The 17,288-nt window shown below is 54.9% G+C and carries 7 protein-coding genes; 6 read left to right on the forward strand and 1 reads right to left on the reverse strand.

Features of this window, described 5'->3' with window-relative positions; translation table 11 throughout:
- Nucleotides 1-18: 18 nt before the first annotated feature.
- From KI228_RS06415 to KI228_RS06440, 6 genes are all read left to right on the forward strand, one after another.
- Nucleotides 19-1,401, forward strand: a complete 1,383-nt coding sequence (locus KI228_RS06415; RefSeq protein WP_044269041.1) for an efflux transporter outer membrane subunit — start codon at nt 19-21, stop codon at nt 1,399-1,401.
- A gap of 26 nt (nt 1,402-1,427) precedes the next feature.
- Nucleotides 1,428-1,772 (forward strand): cation efflux system protein CusF, encoded by a 345-nt coding sequence (cusF, locus tag KI228_RS06420; RefSeq protein ID WP_044256696.1) that lies wholly within the window; start codon nt 1,428-1,430, stop codon nt 1,770-1,772.
- A 32-nt stretch (nt 1,773-1,804) separates the two neighbouring features.
- Nucleotides 1,805-3,067: an efflux RND transporter periplasmic adaptor subunit gene (locus KI228_RS06425; protein WP_044269016.1), complete on the forward strand. Its 1,263-nt coding sequence runs from the start codon at nt 1,805-1,807 to the stop codon at nt 3,065-3,067.
- 11 nt (nt 3,068-3,078) lie between these two features.
- Nucleotides 3,079-6,225, forward strand: a complete 3,147-nt coding sequence (locus KI228_RS06430; protein ID WP_212807555.1) for a CusA/CzcA family heavy metal efflux RND transporter — start codon at nt 3,079-3,081, stop codon at nt 6,223-6,225.
- A 535-nt stretch (nt 6,226-6,760) separates the two neighbouring features.
- Nucleotides 6,761-7,456: a flagellar brake protein gene (locus KI228_RS06435; protein ID WP_044256689.1), complete on the forward strand. Its 696-nt coding sequence runs from the start codon at nt 6,761-6,763 to the stop codon at nt 7,454-7,456.
- Between the two features lie 15 nt (nt 7,457-7,471).
- On the forward strand, nt 7,472-8,059 hold the full coding sequence (locus KI228_RS06440; RefSeq protein WP_044269019.1) for a helix-turn-helix transcriptional regulator: 588 nt from the start codon (nt 7,472-7,474) through the stop codon (nt 8,057-8,059).
- A 108-nt stretch (nt 8,060-8,167) separates the two neighbouring features.
- On the opposite strand, the gene KI228_RS06445 is transcribed toward KI228_RS06440, so the two are convergent.
- The gene (locus KI228_RS06445) at nt 8,168-17,257 is read right to left on the reverse strand and encodes an autotransporter outer membrane beta-barrel domain-containing protein (protein ID WP_212807560.1); all 9,090 of its coding nucleotides are present in this window, start codon (nt 17,255-17,257) and stop codon (nt 8,168-8,170) included.
- Nucleotides 17,258-17,288 lie beyond the last annotated feature (31 nt).

Here is a 17,288-nt window from a genome sequence, read left to right on the forward strand (position 1 = left end):
CACATGAAAATCAGGCTTATGCGTAATTTTAAGCGTCTCACGCTCTCAATGGCGTTACTGCTGGCAGGATGTTCACTCGCCCCGGACTATCAGCGCCCGGCGCTTCCGGTACCGCAGCAGTTTTCTCTCAGTCAGAACCAACTGGTGACATCACCGACAGGTTATCAGGACAGCGGCTGGCGGCAGTTTTTTGTCGATCCGCAGGTGAAAGTGCTGATTGACGAGGCGCTGCGTAACAATCGCGATTTACGTATGGCGACGCTGAAAGTACAGGAGGCGAGGGCGCAATATCGGGTGACTGATGCCGATCGCTATCCGCAGTTGAATGCGGAAAGCAGCGGAAACTGGAGCGGGAAACTGAAAGGCGACACCCGCAGTACGCGTGAATATGAGGCCGGGCTGAACCTGAGCGTTGATCTGGATTTCTTTGGGCGGCTGAAAAACATGAGCGAAGCCGATCGACAGAACTTTTTCGCCAGCGAAGAGGCGCGCCGGGCGGTGCATATCCTGTTGGTGTCCAACGTTGCACAGAGCTGGTTCAATCAGCGTCTGGCCTTCGCGCAACTTCAGGTGGCACAAGAAACGCTGAGCAATTATGAGCGTGCATATGCGCTGGTGGAAAAACAACTGGTTACCGGCAGTACTAACGTGCTGGCGCTGGAACAGGCGCGTGGCGTGATTGAAAGTACCCGCAGTGATATTGCGAAACGTCAGGGGGAACTGGCGCAGGCGAATAACGCGTTGCAGCTGTTACTGGGGAGCTACGCTAAGCTGCCGGACGATGCGCGACAGAATGTCGGCGATATCAACGGCGTGACGTTACCGCCATCGCTGTCATCGCAAATCCTGTTGCAGCGTCCGGACATCATGGAAGCCGAACATGCGCTGATGGCGGCAAACGCCAATATCGGCGCGGCACGGGCGGCGTTTTTCCCCTCCATCACGCTGACCAGCGGGATCTCCGGCAGCAGCAGCGATCTCTCGAGCCTGTTTTCGACGGCAAGCGGGATGTGGAATTTCATTCCGAAAGTGGAGCTACCGATCTTCAATGCCGGACGTAATCAGGCCAACCTCGATCTGGCTGAGATCCGCCAGCAGCAGTCGGTGGTCAATTATGAGCAGAAGATCCAGAACGCGTTCAAAGAGGTTGCCGACGCGCTGGCGCTACGCCAGAGCCTTACCGATCAGATTCGCGGTCAGCAGCGATACCTGACTTCGCTACAAATCACGCTTCAGCGTGCGAGAGCGCTCTATCGCAATGGAGCGGTGAGCTATATCAACGTACTGGACGCTGAACGTTCGCTATTTGCGACGCAACAAACCCTGCTTGACCTTAATTACGCCCGACAGGTTAACGAAATTACGCTCTATACCGCGCTTGGCGGTGGTTGGCTGGAATAAACCGAAACACATCACAGGAGATTGACATGAACACAGTATGTAAAGCGGTGGTATTCGCCATTTTCTCTACGCTGGCAATTAACGCTCAGGCCAATGAACACCATCACGGCGATATGATGAGCGCCATGCCTGCCGCCGAACAAAGCCCGGCGATCAGCGCCACTGGCGTAGTAAAAAGCGTTGATACGCAAAGCAAAAAAGTCACCATTGAACATGGGCCGATCCCCGCGCTGAACTGGCCGGCAATGACCATGCGTTTTACCATCACACCGCAAACGCAGCTCAACGATATTAAACCCGGTGACAACGTGGCGTTTACATTTATCCAGCAGGGCAATCTCTCTTTATTGCAGGATATTAAAAGCCAGTAATTCTCTCTTATTTTAACGTTGAGCATGACCTCATGAAAAATATCGCGCTGATTATCGGCAGCATGATGGCGGGCGGCATTATCGCCGTGGGCGGCTACGCGTATTTCGCCGCGGCGCACCCGTCGGCGAATACACCGCCAGTCACGGAAAAAGAAGCCCGCAAGGTGCTGTTCTGGTACGACCCGATGTACCCGAATACCCGCTTCGATAAACCCGGCAAATCGCCCTTTATGGATATGGATCTGGTGCCGAAATATGCCGATGAAGAGTCTGCCAGCGCTACTGCGCCGGGCGTCCGTATCGATCCGACGCAAACGCAAAACCTCGGTGTGAAAACTGAGGCTGTGCGTCGCGGACCCCTCACTTTTGCCCAGACGTTCCCGGCCAACGTCAGCTATAACGAGTATCAGTTTGTCATTATGCAGGCGCGTGCCGCCGGATTTGTCGAGAAAGTCTGGCCGCTCACCGTGGGTGATAAGGTGAAAAAAGGCGCACCGCTGCTTGAACTCACGATCCCTGACTGGGTGGAAGCGCAGAGTGAATATCTGCTGCTGAAAGAAACTGGCGGCACGGCAACCCAGGTTGAGGGGATTCTGGAGCGGCTGCGCCTGGCCGGAATGCCGGAAACGGATATTCGACGTTTGACCGCAACGCGCAAAATTCAGACCCGCTTTATCCTTACTGCACCCATTGACGGAGTAATTACCGCCTTTGATTTACGTGCTGGCATGAACATCGCCAAAGATAACGTGGTCGCGAAAATTCAGGGGATGGATCCAGTGTGGGTAACCGCTGCGGTGCCTGAATCCATCGCGTGGCTGATTAAAGACGCGTCGCCGTTTTCGCTGACCGTTCCGGCGCGTCCGGACAAGTCCTTCACCGTGCGCAAGTGGACGCTGTTGCCCAGCGCCGACGCCACCACCCGAACGCTGCAACTGCGCCTGGAAGTCGATAACCCCGACGAAGCGCTGAAACCGGGGATGAACGCTTATCTTAATCTGAAAACGGAAAGTGAGCCGATGTTGCTGATCCCGTCTAAAGCGCTGATCGATACCGGCAGCGAGCAGCGGGTGATCACGGTGGACGGTGAAGGGCGTTTTGTCCCTAAACCCGTTTCTGTCTTCCAGGCCTCGCAGGGGGTAACGGCGATCCGTTCCGGGCTGGCTGAAGGCGAGAAGGTGGTTGCCAGCGGCCTGTTCCTGATTGATTCAGAAGCCAACATCTCGGGGGCGTTAGACCGGATGCGCACGCAGCAACCGTCGGCGATGCCCGATCCTGCGGCCCATGCGCACTGAGGAGAACGCAGATGATTGAATGGATTATTCGCCGCTCGGTCGCCAACCGTTTTCTGGTGATCATTGGCGCGCTCTTTCTCAGCGTCTGGGGGACCTGGACCATCGTTAACACGCCGGTGGATGCGCTGCCCGACCTGTCCGACGTGCAGGTGATCGTCAAAACCAGCTACCCGGGGCAGGCGCCGCAGATTGTCGAGAATCAGGTGACCTATCCGCTGACCACCACCATGCTGTCCGTACCCGGCGCAAAAACTGTGCGCGGTTTCTCGCAGTTTGGCGACTCGTATGTCTATGTCATTTTTGAAGATGGCACCGATCCGTACTGGGCGCGTTCTCGCGTGCTGGAATATCTCAACCAGGTACAGGGTAAGCTCCCGGCGGGCGTCAGCGCGGAAATGGGGCCAGACGCCACCGGCGTGGGCTGGATCTTCGAGTATGCGTTGGTCGATCGCAGCGGTAAGCACGACCTGGCGGAACTGCGTTCGTTGCAGGACTGGTTTCTGAAATATGAGTTAAAAACTATCCCGAATGTGTCGGAAGTGGCCTCCGTGGGCGGCGTGGTGAAAGAGTATCAGGTGGTGATCGACCCAATGAAACTCGCTCAGTACGGCATCAACCTGTCGGAGGTGAAAGGTGCGCTGGATGCCTCTAACCAGGAGGCGGGGGGCTCATCGGTGGAACTGTCGGAAGCAGAATACATGGTCCGCGCCAGCGGGTATCTGCAAACGCTGGATGACTTCAATCATATCGTTCTGAAGTCAGGGGAAAACGGGGTACCCGTGTACCTGCGGGATGTGGCGAGAGTGCAGGCAGGCCCGGAAATGCGCCGGGGGATTGCCGAACTTAACGGCGAGGGAGAAGTGGCCGGCGGGGTGGTTATCTTGCGCTCCGGTAAAAACGCGCGTGAGGTTATCTCGGCGGTTAAAAATAAACTCGAGACGCTGAAAAGTAGTCTGCCGGAAGGCGTGGAAGTGGTGACCACCTACGATCGCAGTCAGTTGATTGACCGCGCCATCGATAACCTCAGCTATAAGCTACTGGAAGAGTTTATCGTCGTGGCGCTGGTCTGCGCACTGTTTCTCTGGCACGTGCGTTCCGCGCTGGTGGCGATCATCTCGCTGCCGCTGGGATTGTGTATCGCCTTTATCGTGATGCATTTTCAGGGGCTGAACGCCAACATTATGTCGCTTGGCGGGATCGCTATCGCCGTGGGGGCGATGGTGGATGCCGCCATTGTGATGATCGAAAATGCGCATAAACGGCTGGAAGAGTGGGGACACCAGCATCCGGGTGAAGTGCCGGATAACGAAACGCGCTGGACGGTGATCACCAATGCCTCTGTAGAGGTTGGTCCGGCGCTGTTCATCAGTTTGCTGATCATCACGCTCTCTTTTATTCCCATCTTTACCCTGGAAGGGCAGGAAGGACGCCTGTTCGGGCCGCTGGCGTTCACCAAAACGTATGCGATGGCGGGGGCGGCGTTTCTGGCGATCGTGGTGATCCCGATCCTGATGGGGTTGTGGATCCGCGGGAAAATTCCGGCGGAAAGCAGCAACCCGCTTAACCGCTTTTTGATCCGTATTTACCATCCGCTACTGCTGAAAGTATTGCACTGGCCGAAAGTCACGCTGCTGGTGGCGGGGCTCTCGATCCTGACGGTGGCCTGGCCGCTGAGTAAAGTGGGGGGCGAGTTCTTACCGCAGATTAACGAAGGCGATCTGTTGTACATGCCGTCCACGCTGCCGGGGATTTCGGCGGCAGAAGCGGCAAGCATGTTACAGAAAACCGATAAGCTGATCATGACCGTACCGGAAGTCGCCAGGGTCTTTGGCAAAACCGGGAAAGCGGAAACCGCCACGGATTCGGCACCGCTGGAGATGGTGGAAACCACGATTCAGCTCAAACCGCAGGATCAGTGGCGTCCGGGAATGACGATGGAAAAAATCATCGAGGAACTGGACAACACCGTTCGTCTGCCAGGGCTGGCAAACCTGTGGGTGCCGCCGATTCGTAACCGTATTGATATGCTCTCTACCGGGATTAAGAGTCCGATTGGGATTAAAGTCTCTGGTAACGTACTGGCCGATATCGACGCGATGGCCGAGCAGATTGAAGAGGTTGCCCGCACCGTCCCTGGCGTAACATCTGCGCTCGCTGAGCGTCTGCAAGGTGGTCGCTATCTCAACATCGATATCAACCGTGAGAAAGCTGCCCGCTACGGCATGACGGTGGGGGACGTGCAGTTGTTTATTACCTCTGCCGTCGGTGGGGCGATGGTTGGGGAGACCGTTGAGGGGATTGCCCGTTATCCGATCAATCTGCGTTATCCGCAGAGCTTCCGGGACAGCCCGCAGGCGCTGCGCCAGTTACCAATCCTGACGCCGATGAAGCAACAAATTACGCTGGGGGATGTCGCCACAATCAACATCACGCCGGGGCCCTCGATGCTAAAAACGGAGAACGCACGGCCCACCAGTTGGATCTACATTGATGCGCGCGACAGGGATATGGTCTCTGTGGTTAACGATCTGAAACAGGCGATTGCCGATAACGTTCAGTTGAAGCCCGGTACCAGCGTCGCGTTTTCTGGTCAGTTTGAATTGCTGGAGCGGGCGAACCATAAGCTGAAGCTGATGGTGCCCATGACGCTGATGATCATCTTCGTCCTGTTGTATCTGGCGTTCCGCCGGGTCGGAGAAGCGCTGCTGATCATCACCAGCGTGCCGTTTGCGCTGGTGGGCGGGATTTGGTTCCTGTACTGGATGGGATTTCATCTGTCGGTGGCGACGGGAACCGGGTTTATCGCTCTGGCGGGGGTTGCTGCGGAATTTGGCGTGGTCATGCTGATGTACCTGCGCCATGCCATTGAGGCCGATCCTTCACTGGACAACTCACAGACGTTCAGCACAGAGAAACTGGATGACGCGTTGTATCACGGAGCGGTGCTACGGGTACGACCCAAAGCGATGACCGTAGCGGTGATCATTGCCGGTCTTCTGCCGATTTTGTGGGGGACAGGAGCCGGTTCGGAAGTGATGAGTCAGATTGCTGCGCCCATGATCGGCGGTATGATTACGGCGCCGCTACTGTCACTGTTTATTATCCCTGCGGCTTATAAGTTGATGTGGATACATCGTCACCGTAAAATATCCCGTTAACATCTTCATCATCCGGCCTGCTGAAATGAAGCGGGCCGGAAAAATCATTTTAACGGTGATTTTTCATTCTTTCTGACATATTCTGCAATACTGTAAAATGCTTTTTCTGATGATAAGCGTTATCCCTTTATGAATCTCCCGTTATTGCTATTCGTTCCCTCTGATATTTAATTTTGCTGTTACCTCTCAGCGGGTTGTGCATAAAAAGCACAGCCCGCATCCTTGTGTTGCAAATAGTGTAAACATCAGTTTTATATTTCAGAATCGTGCAGTTAATCGCATTTTATTCATTTTTGTTATCAAGTTTTCGTTAAGTTCATTCTCTTTTACGCATAATGCGGGCCACTTTTACACTTCACTGAATGTTTTTACATATCAATTAATCAGTAAAAATAGTCAAAAACTTAATATCATGCGAAATATCTGAAAGGTAATCCCTTATGGTAATCAAAAAACCATCTGCGGGAGCCAGTTTTAGCCTTTTATCATTAAACACGAATGAGAAGTATCTGAAATATAAAATAAGGATTTTACTATGGGATTTGGGATGGCAAAGGACAATAAATTTGAGATCGTGGCCATTATTCGCGAAGAGCTTCTCAGAAAAACGAAGGTAGAACTGAAATTTAAAGACGCCAGCGTGGTCACTCAATTAGAAAAGGTTGACTTCGACTACTTCGTGATTACCAACAACAGCGACATCCCACACTCTTCTATCCAGTCTTTTATCTTGCACAGCGACAGCGGCATTATCCGGTTCAATGCCCGGTTCAGTCAGTCGCTGACCGATAAACTGGAGTGCGGACTGGCGTATCGCATACCTGAAGTGATCTTATTGGTTCAGCGCCGCCAGCATCAGCGTTTCTCCTTTTTAAAGGGGTATCATTTCTACTGTTCTGGACGCTATAAAAATGGTGAGAATTACTTGCTGCAGATTAAGAATATCTCTCGCGGCGGTTGCGCGCTGATCTCACAGAAAATAAACACCCGCTTTCTTTATAAAAATGCGCTGATTAAAGGGGCATCTCTGGATTTTGAACAGTTTGGTCGTTTGCATTGCGATCTCCGGGTCGTCAACGTTGTTGCTATCAACGAATTTGATGAAAACAATCAGCTTTATTCCTGTCAGCAGATCTCCTGCAAGTTCGAATTCAAACATCCACGCGACGCGTTGGATGTCGAAAAGGTCATTATTCATTTTTTGATGAGTAATAAATTAAAAAGTTTATAAAGGAAGGTGAACTTTATGTTGATGTGTGGAAATGAAGATTTTGTCGGTAGCAGTGTCTCAACGTATTTAAAAAGTAAAAATGCTGAGGTGACGGATGTCCCCTGGCAGGTGATGGTAGATTACTCTGCACGCTATCGCCATCGGATGATGATTTTTAATATCATCAGCCACGAACAGTCCTACGCTGATTTTGTCAGCTATTTAAATAAGAATCGCTTTAAAGTTTACGATAATGCCGTGGTGGTGATTGCCGATGACCGTCTGGCGAAATTGTGCATTGAGTTACTGTATGTCGAAAAAGTGATTGTGCTGACCGATAAATCACCGCTGCGTGATTTTGGCCGACTGACGACCCTGACGGGGGAGTGCTGGAATCCCCGCTTATTCCGTTCACAAAAACGGCTGAGCGATCGTGAACAGCAAATCCTCAGTTTGCTGGTGAGCGGATATTCACCAAATGAAATCTCGGATCTGATCAGTGTGAGCTATAAAACGATACAGACGCATAAAATGCGAATCATCACGAAGCTGGGTCTGGCCCATTCGACTGAACTGAATAAACTGATTGTCAGATTCAACCATCCGTTCTCTTTTTTATCCTGAGTTTGTCATCAGCCTGATGGCGCTTCGCTTATCAGGCCTACAGCTGTCCTGAACAACGTAGGCCAGGTGAGGCATTGCCTTCACCCGGCCTGATCCCCTCAGCGGTTGTCAGAATGACTTTTTAAAGCCAATGGAGGCATTCACTGGCGCTTCCACCTGCGATTTATGCCCGCCGTTGTTGAACTGCGTTCCCAGTTCGCCGTACACCTGCAGATCGCGGTCGATGCTCCAGCTCAGACCTGCGGCCACTTCGGTACTGGAGTACTGCTGCGAGGATTCCAGCGTTGTGGTGGCAACCGCATTGCTGAAGTGGGTTTTGTCTTTTGACCCCAGTCCCTGCCACAGGTTGACGCGTCCATATGGCTGAATCTTACCGTGACGGGTGTCATAGTCAGCTTTCAGTCGCAGCCCAACACGGGCGGTAAAGGCATCGGCAGTATCGAGTCTGACCTTCGTCTTCGTCGCGCCGCCCAGCGTGCTGTCATCAAAATCGCTGTACTGATAGATCAGCTGTGCCTGGGGTTCCAGACTCCATGCGCTTGCTCCTAAGCGGAACGCTTTGCCGATCTCCGTCGAGGCGGTCAGCGTATGGCCTTTCACGGTATGGGAACCCTTGTTTCCGGATGCCGACAGGCGAGCGTCATGGTTACCGTATTGCAGGACGTTATCCACATACATGCCATCGGTGGAGAACCAGGTAGCATAACCGCCCAGGTAAAACGCGTTGTCATCGATGTTACCGCCTTTACCCGCGCTACCCGCATGGCTGCCTTTGACGCTGCTGTCGATATCCAGAATGCTGGTGTATACACCGGCTTTCCAGCTGGTATCCGCGTAAAGGTCAACCCCTGCCTGAATCCCCATCGTGTGGCTGGTGGTCTGTGTGCCGGTGATGTCGTCCAGTTTGGTTTTAGCGGAGTAGCCAATCATTCTCGCCCATGCACGGTGGTCTTCATCGAGACCCGGTCGTACGTCGTCCCCCATTCGCTGGTGCATATTGCCTAACAGGCTCAGGTCGCCCTGACGCACTACGCTGGCGAGACCGGAGTAGAGCATGGTTTCCGGGCGGTATTCACTGCGCAGGTACCAGTTTTCGCCCAGGCCTTTCGCGTTGCCGGCATACAACTGGTATTCAAACGCCCCGGCAGACATCCGGTTATTCGCCAGATAGAAGCCGTCACGCGTGGATTGTGCCGTGGTGGTGGCGCCGTTTTTCGCCGTCACCACTTCGATCCCGTCTCCCACCGTCGGCGCACCCAGCCCTGAACCGTCTACTTTCAGCAGCGTGTTACCGCTGACCTTACCGCCATCGATCACCAGCCGGTCCGCAATGCCCTGACCGCCGCTGTTCTGCGCTGCGGCTAATTCAAGCGTCCCGTTTTTGCCGCTGTAATCGCCTTTCACCGTCAACGCGGAACCGATCGCCGCCCCCGTCAGCGACACATTGCCGCCGTTGGTTAATCCGGCGATCGTCTGGTCGTAACCTTGCGTTTTCAGCGTGGTTTCGCTCGCCACAATGTGATGGGACGCTGCGCTCAACGTATTGGCGCCACCGGCCTGCAGAACCCCGTTGGCGACAAGCGTTGCGCCTTTGTAGCTGTTCGCGCCTTCCAGCGTGGTGATGCCGCTACCGGTGTGGTGGAGCTGTCCTTCGCCGCTGATATTGCCGCTCAGGGTGTAGCTGTTGCAGCGTTTCACATCCAGTATGCCGTCAGCGATGATATCGCCCTGTACGCTGCCGATCTCACCGCCATTACCCAACTGCAACGTGCCCTGCACGACGTGGGTGCCGCCAGTGTAGGAGGTGTCGAGCGTGAGCATGAGCGTACCCTGACCGGTTTTCGTTAACTGTCCGCTGCCTTCAACGTCGGTCAATAGTTCGACGTTGAAGCCGTTGGTGTCGAAGGTCCCGCCGCCGGATTCCAGCGTCACCTGGCGGGCGGTATTAAACGCATCGCCATACTTCAGCGTGCCGCCGTTAAAGGTGATCCCGGTATTGGCTGCTCCGAGGTTTTTATCGCCGGAAACCTGTAGTGTCCCTGCCGTAATCGTTGTACCGCCGCTGTAGCTGTTCTCGCCGGTCAGGATCAGCGTGCCGAGGTCGCTCTTATTGACGCCACCGGAGCCGCGGATCTCACTGTCGATGGTGGCGATATACCCTGCGCCATCGATGGTGCCGTCGCCGACGCGAATCAGCGTATTGGCGGTGTTGGTGGTGATGGCATCGCCCGCTACGCGGTAGCCATCGGTGGCAAACTGCGCGCCGCTGATGATCACATCGCCCAGACTGTTATCCACGGTGACATTGCCTGCCACCCCCTGGAAAACGGCGAACGCGGCATCGGTGAACGGGGCGTTCAGCGCGCCTTCTGGCGTGGATTCATCGGTGGTCCAGTTATCGTTGCCGTGGCTGGATTGCCAGATACCATCGCCGCCGTTGATCACGCCGTTGTTTTTCAGTTCGCCATTTTCACCGCCGGTGCCGTCCCAGAAGCGCAGGGTCAGACCGCCGTGGTTCACCAGATTGACCTGATTGTTAACCGATGTCTGCACGTACAGACTGTCTGCCGCCGTTGGGGCGTTGGCAATGTCCATCACGTTGTTGGTCAGCGTGCCGGAGTAGTTAATGACGCGATAGACGCCAACATCAAAGCTGCCGCCGGGTGAGGTTTCAATGTTGAGCTTGCCGTCGAGTACCAGATCGCCGTTGACGTTAATCAGGTCGTTGAAGGCACCGCCCGGGGTATATGCCTGGCCAAACTGATAATCCAGTTGCGACAGGTCATTCAGCGTCAGAGCGCCGGTGGTCAGTTTGCCGACGCTGTTCAGTGTGGAACCGGCGGTAATATGGCCGTTATCCGCAACATTTACCGCGCCGCCAATAATGCCGTTGCCGCCCAGCGTCGCGCCTGCCTTGACCGTTACGTCACCGGTCGCCGCCGCCTGATTGCCGTTGACCAGCAGTACGCCCTCATCGACCGATGTGGTGCCGGTCCAGGTGTTGTCACCGGTTAAGGTCAGTATGCCGTCGCCGATTTTCACCAGATTGCCGCTGTCACCGCTGATGATGCCGCTGATGGTGTCGTTGAGACCCAGATTACCGAGGGAGAGGGTTTTATCGCCCAGCTCAACGTTACCCGCGCCGGACAGCGAACCGACGGATGTCGCGCTGTCGACATGGCTGATATCCACTCTACCGCCGGAGAGGTTTTTCACCATCGTCATATCCGCCAGTGCGCGATCGGCAAAAGACATCAGCCCGCTGTTAGTCACCGTTGCGCTACCGCCGCTGGCATCCTCTTCCAGCGCCAGTGTGCTCGTTTCTGAAACGTTAATCGTGGATTGTCCGGCTGTTGCATTGCCTGCAATCAGCGCCTTTGCGGTGCCGCTCAGATTCAGCGTTGCACTAGCAGCAGTGACCGTGTCTTTTAGCGTTAACAGGCTGTCGGCAATATTCAGCGTCAGGGATTGCAGACTGGTTGCCGCGCCGCTGACGTTCAGCGCCGCGCCTTTCGTTACGTTCACCGTGCTGCTGGCATTGCTACCAAATGTTCCCGTCTGGCTGGCATTGACCGTAACGTTGTGAGCTTGTCCGGTACCTTCAATCAGCGTCGTACCCTGATAGCGGTTTGCCCGATCGAGCGACAGCGTGCTGGCCGCATCATGGGTACTGCTGGTGACTTTCAGGTTACCCGCGCCCGTGATATCGCCGACCGGGGAGAAGTGGTGCGAATTCAGATCGAACACCGCATCCGCGCCAGACGTCCCCAGGGTGAGGGTGCGCTGAGTGGTGAAATCCGCGCCCAGCTGGAACGTTGAGCCGTTGTTGATAGTGACGCCGGTTCCGGACTGGCCCAGGTTGTTATCCGCCGATATTTGCAGCGTACCGCCGTCAATGCGCGTGCCGCCATGATAGGTATTATCACCGCTCAGGATCAGACGCCCCTGGTCAGTCTTGACCAGCGTCAGGCTATCCGTACTGTCACCTTCGCGGATCGTCGATTCGATCGTTGCGGTGAAGTTTTCGCCTGCGCCACCAGCACCGACGCGTAGCATCAGCTCATTGCTGCCCGCGGTGGTCTCCCACGCGTTCAGCGCATCGCCTTTGATGACATAGCCGTCCGCGTCAAACTGCGCGCCGTCCCAGAACTGGAGTGTGACGCCGTTGGCGTTAACCAGGTTGACCTGCTTATCCAGTACCGTCTGAACGAAAATATTACGCTTATCCTGACCCGCCGGAACGTCACCTAACGCCAGTGTCTGGTTGTCGAGGGTGCCGCCGTAGTTATAGAGACGGTAGACGCCTGGGCCAAACGTGCCGCCTGTGCTTTGGCTGACGTTCAGCGTGCCATCGAGCAGTAGATTGCCGGTGACATCGACCAGATCGTTTTGTGCGCCACCGGGCACGAAGGCTTCTCCCAGTTCAAACGCGGAGGTGGTTTTGCTGCCCAGTTGCAGACTTCCGTTGATCTTCAGCGTCCCCGCGCCGCCGTCGCCTGCGCTAAGAGTGGTGGCGTCATTCATCACGACGTCACCGCCGAGGGTGCCGGTGCCGCCCAGGGTCGCGATGCCGTTCACGGTTGTCATGCCCGTCGCGGCAGACTGATCGCCATTGACCAGCAGTGTGCCGTTGTCGACGGTAGTCACTCCTTTATAACTGTTGGCGCCGGTTAAACGGGTAATACCTTTACCGATTTGCTCCAGCGCGCCGATACCGGAAATCACCCCGTTAAGCAGGACGTTATTGCTGCGATTCACGGTCAGAATACCGTCATCAATGATCTGCGAAACCGGGTTGATACCGCCCGTTGTACCGCCCTGACCAAGATGTAAAATCCCGCCCTGTTTGATCGTCGTAGAACCGCTGTAGCTATTGTCAGTGGTGAACACCGTCGTGCCGCCCGTTGCGCGGACAAAGTTGCCGCTACCGCTGATGGTGCCCTGATAAATCTGGCTGTCAGCGTCATTGCCCTGCGTATCAAAGATGATGTTGCTGGCTATACCGCTGGTGGTAATGCTGTAGTTGCCAATGGTCGCGCCGGTATTACTGGCATCGCGATGGTTGCCTGTGCGCAGCGTCGCGCCATCGTTAACAGCCAGGGTGCCGTCAGCCAGCGTCAGGCTATCCACAATGCGCATATCTGCCTGTGCGCCCGTCAGCGTTAAGGTATTCCAGCCGCTGCCGATGTGGGTTCCCAGACTGAGATCATCCGCCAGCAGCGTACCGATATTACCCCGTGTGTTTGTGAAGGTGAGGGCATTACCCGTACCGGCGAGCGTGGTGATGTGACGCGTGTTCGCCAGCGATACGTTGCCGATGTTGGCTTTGTTGTTGGTTGTCCCGGCGAAGTTCACCTCCCCGGCGAACGTTCCGCTGTTCCAGATAAAACGATCGCTACCGGCGCCAGTATTGATGACGCCCCGCGTATTGCCGCCGCTGATGTTGATAGTGTCATTGCCTTTACCAGACTGAATCGCGACATCCCTGTCGGTGGCGGCGAGGATCGTCCCGGTGTTGGTGATGGTCTTGCTGCTGTCACCGCTGGCATCCACCACCGGGCCGTTCACGCTGTTGGAGGTGACTTTGCCACTGTTGGTGATGGCGGAAACGTCTTTTGCCAGGATCGCTGAGCCGCCCGTCGCGTCCTGAATGGTAATATCGGCGCGGGTGGTCAGTTTGCCGTTAGTGCGGGCATCAATCCCGTTCCCCGTGGCGTTTCCGGTATTGTTGTGTACCAGCACGGTGTAACCCGTGCCGATAACCAAATCGCCGGTCGCGTTGTCGCCGTTCTCTTTCATGAAGGCAAAGCCTGAACCCGCACCGGTGACGTTGAGTAGATTATTGGCGCCGTTTTTCACATTCAGCGCCACGCTGGTGCGGATCCCCGGACCGTCGTTGGCGTTAATCATGACGTTGTTCAGCGTGATATCCGAACTTTCGGCATGGTTTTGAATCCCTGCGCCGCTGCCCAATGCGCTAATAGTGACGCCTTTGGCGGTCAGCGACCCCGCACCGGCGGCAAGGCGAATTCCATCCGCCGTGCCGTTGGTCGTAATGGTATCGGCTACCCCACCGGTTCCCGTCGTGATATTCAGCGTTGCGCCATTGGTCAGCAGCACGCCTGCGGTACCGTCATCGACCACAATGGCGCCCAGCTTTTTGATCTGCGCATCTTTGCCAGAGGCGCGAACGCCAATCCCATTGCTGACATGCAATGCCTGGGATGCGTTGTTGGTTAACCGTCCTCCTTCCTGCACGTCGACACCGATACTGTCTTTACTGGCGAGCTCGATAATCGCGTCCTGTTGCAGAACAATGTTGCCAAGATTCTTCGCCACATAGGCGATGACGTTCAGCCCGGTATCCAGGGATTTAATAATGGCGCTGGAGTTAAGAATGGTTTCGACAGGGGTGCCCTGTTTATTACCGTTCAACTGGTGCGCCTGACCATCGACAATCCCGGCTGTGGTATTTGAGCCGGTCAGTTCAATAAGGGTCTTATCGCTGATGGTGCCTTCTGCACCCCCTTCGAGCAGCAGCGCCGCCGCGCCGTCGCCGCTTACCGTAAATGTCGCTTCACCCGTATCCACGGTGCTGCCTTTACCGGTCGCAAAGACGCCAATCGATTTTTCGCCCGTTAGGGTCATCTCGAGTTTAGATGGCTGGAGCGTCAGCGGGTCGAACGTATTGCCGGCAAAGTTTGCGCCATTAGCAATGCGGAACAACGTGGTGCGCGCCTGACCGTTATCGTTCATCACGGCTTCGCCGATATTGGCGGTCGCACCTTTGCCGTACAGATAGTAGCCAATTTGATCGCTATTTTTGAATAGCGGACTGCTGGTACTGTTAACGTTAGCCACCGCATTATCGCGGACATGAACGCCAATATTGCCGACTTCTTTGAGTGTGATCGAAGAAGACACGTCAACGGTGGCCTGAGCAGTGTTACTCCCTTCTGCCCAGATTGCATAGTTACGGTTCGACGTGCCACCGTCGCCCGCGACCGTGATTGCCCCTGTATTGCTGGATGTCACATGCGCGTTCTTCGAACTGGCGGTCAGATGGATCCCGATGTTGTTGTGGCCGTTGACGTTAATCTCACCGTCGTTACGGATCTGCTGGCCGTTTTCGCTGCCGCTGTCGCGCACGGAAATACCGAAGTTATGGCTGGTGCCGGATGACGAGTCGCCGTTGAGGGTGATTTTACCGGTGTTGGTCACATTCCCGGTGGCGTTACCGACCAGGATCCCCGCCGCGTTACGTACGCCTGTTCCAAGGGTGATTGCCCCGTCATTGGTGACATCGCCTGAACTTCGGGTCAGGATCCCGGCGCTGGGGCTGGCACCACCTGCCATATCGACATCCTGTGTGAGATCGTTAGCGTTACGCCCAAGATAGATGGCGGCATCAAGGGTGTTTGTGAAGGTGGCCTCACCGGACACTTCAACGCCGTAAGCCGTTCCCTTACCAAATGAGTCGTCGTTACTGCGTCCGTCCACGACGTTAATCTCACCCCTGTTGATCCCGCTGGTTTGATCGGACAACTGCATACCGATAGCGAGCGTCAGAGAACTGTCCGGTTTATCCGTTGACCACGGATCGGCCGCCGCCGCCGTACCGTAGTTGTTGGTCGTGATGGCCTGGTTAATGGTCCCTTCGTTCACGACGGTGCTGTTTCCCAGCCCCTGCATACCGTAGGCACCGTAACTGTTGACCTTCCGATTCCCATCCTTATCGATAAACAAACCGGAGTTGATCGTGCCGTGGTTAATGGCGCTGGCATCACTGGCCAACATGCCAATCGCCAGCCCCTGTCCGGTAGACGTTCGCAGCACGTTCAGGGCGCCTTCATTGACGACAGAACCACCGCCATCGGCCTTCATTGCCCCATTGATACTGCCATCGACAGCCAGAGTCGCGCCCGCAACCAATGTACCGGTGGTGCCTTGTCCGTTAGCATAGATGGCATGCAGTTCCCCAGTGGCCGCTGTGGTGTTATTGGTGTGCGCCTGTCCGTCAGTCCAGACATCGTAATCCCAGGTCAGCAGGTCGGCATTGGTGCTGGAGGTCAGCAGTTGGTTGATCAGGCTCGCGTAGTAGGTCTGTGCGTCAGAAACTTTACTGATAGCGCCAGAATCCAGCCATAGCTGGATCTGGCTGATATCTTGCCCGTCGGGTGTTTTGGCGCTCTCACTGCCGGCGCCAATCAGCCAGTTGTTGAAATTCGCCAGATCCGCCGTGTTTTTGATGGAAAAGGTGCGGTTACCCGTTTCAACGACATTCCCCTCTTCGTCGTAGCCGTAGGTCATTAAGGTAATGTCTTTGCCAAATACGGTGGTCTGTTTCGAACCCGCAAAGATTTTGCTCGGAACGACTGGCGCAGCACCAAACTGGATATAGTTATCGGATTGCCAGTTGACCTTGCTGTTCGGTTCTTGCGCTTTGAGCAGAGAAGAGTCTTTTGCCAGCAGACGGATAGCATTTTCTCTTACGTTCAGTGAATTATCGCCAATATTGAGATTGGCGGTTGCGCCATCTTTGGCAAGGGCAAAGCCAAACTGCTTATAGATTTGCGACACATTGGCATCAAACGTGTTAAGCACTGCATCGCCAATCTGCGAAACGCTAATAAAGTTTGCCAGGCTTGTGGTATCAAACACCTTCAGTGTGGAGGTTGTTTCGGGATCGGCCGGGTCAATCACCTGAAATTCCACGCTTTGCTGCGGCGTAGACGACTGCGTATGACTCAGGTATTCCGCCAGTTCTTCAATGGTGGTGATAGGTTTTGGTTCGTGGTCGAGGTTGGTAGCGGTAATAATAATTTTGCCGCTTTCCAACAGATCCCGGATGGTAGACGATTCCACAATGCCGGTCTGTCCGTAGGCGATGTTGGGGATCGCGCCGGTGATATTCAGTTCACTGGCGTTGTTTTTGTTTTCATATAAAAAACCGTAGTTGAATACGTCCTGATGGACGCCGGCGGAGATGACATTCGAGTAATCCACGGTGATATCGCGTGTGCCATCGGTCACGATCGGTATGGCGGCGGCTGTGAAAGAAACGCCAGCAAATAAACCGGAAACAACACGCAGTCCTGTTTTACGCGAGCTGCTTTTTTTCTTCCCTTTTGATAATTCGGAGGCGACAACCCAAAGCCCGAGTGTCGCATTCCATATGATGTTGTAAACCTTATTCATAATAACCTCGTCTGCATTTCTGTTTTTAGTT

Source organism: Citrobacter amalonaticus (assembly GCF_018323885.1).
GTDB classification, from domain to species: Bacteria; Pseudomonadota; Gammaproteobacteria; order Enterobacterales; family Enterobacteriaceae; genus Citrobacter_A; species Citrobacter_A amalonaticus.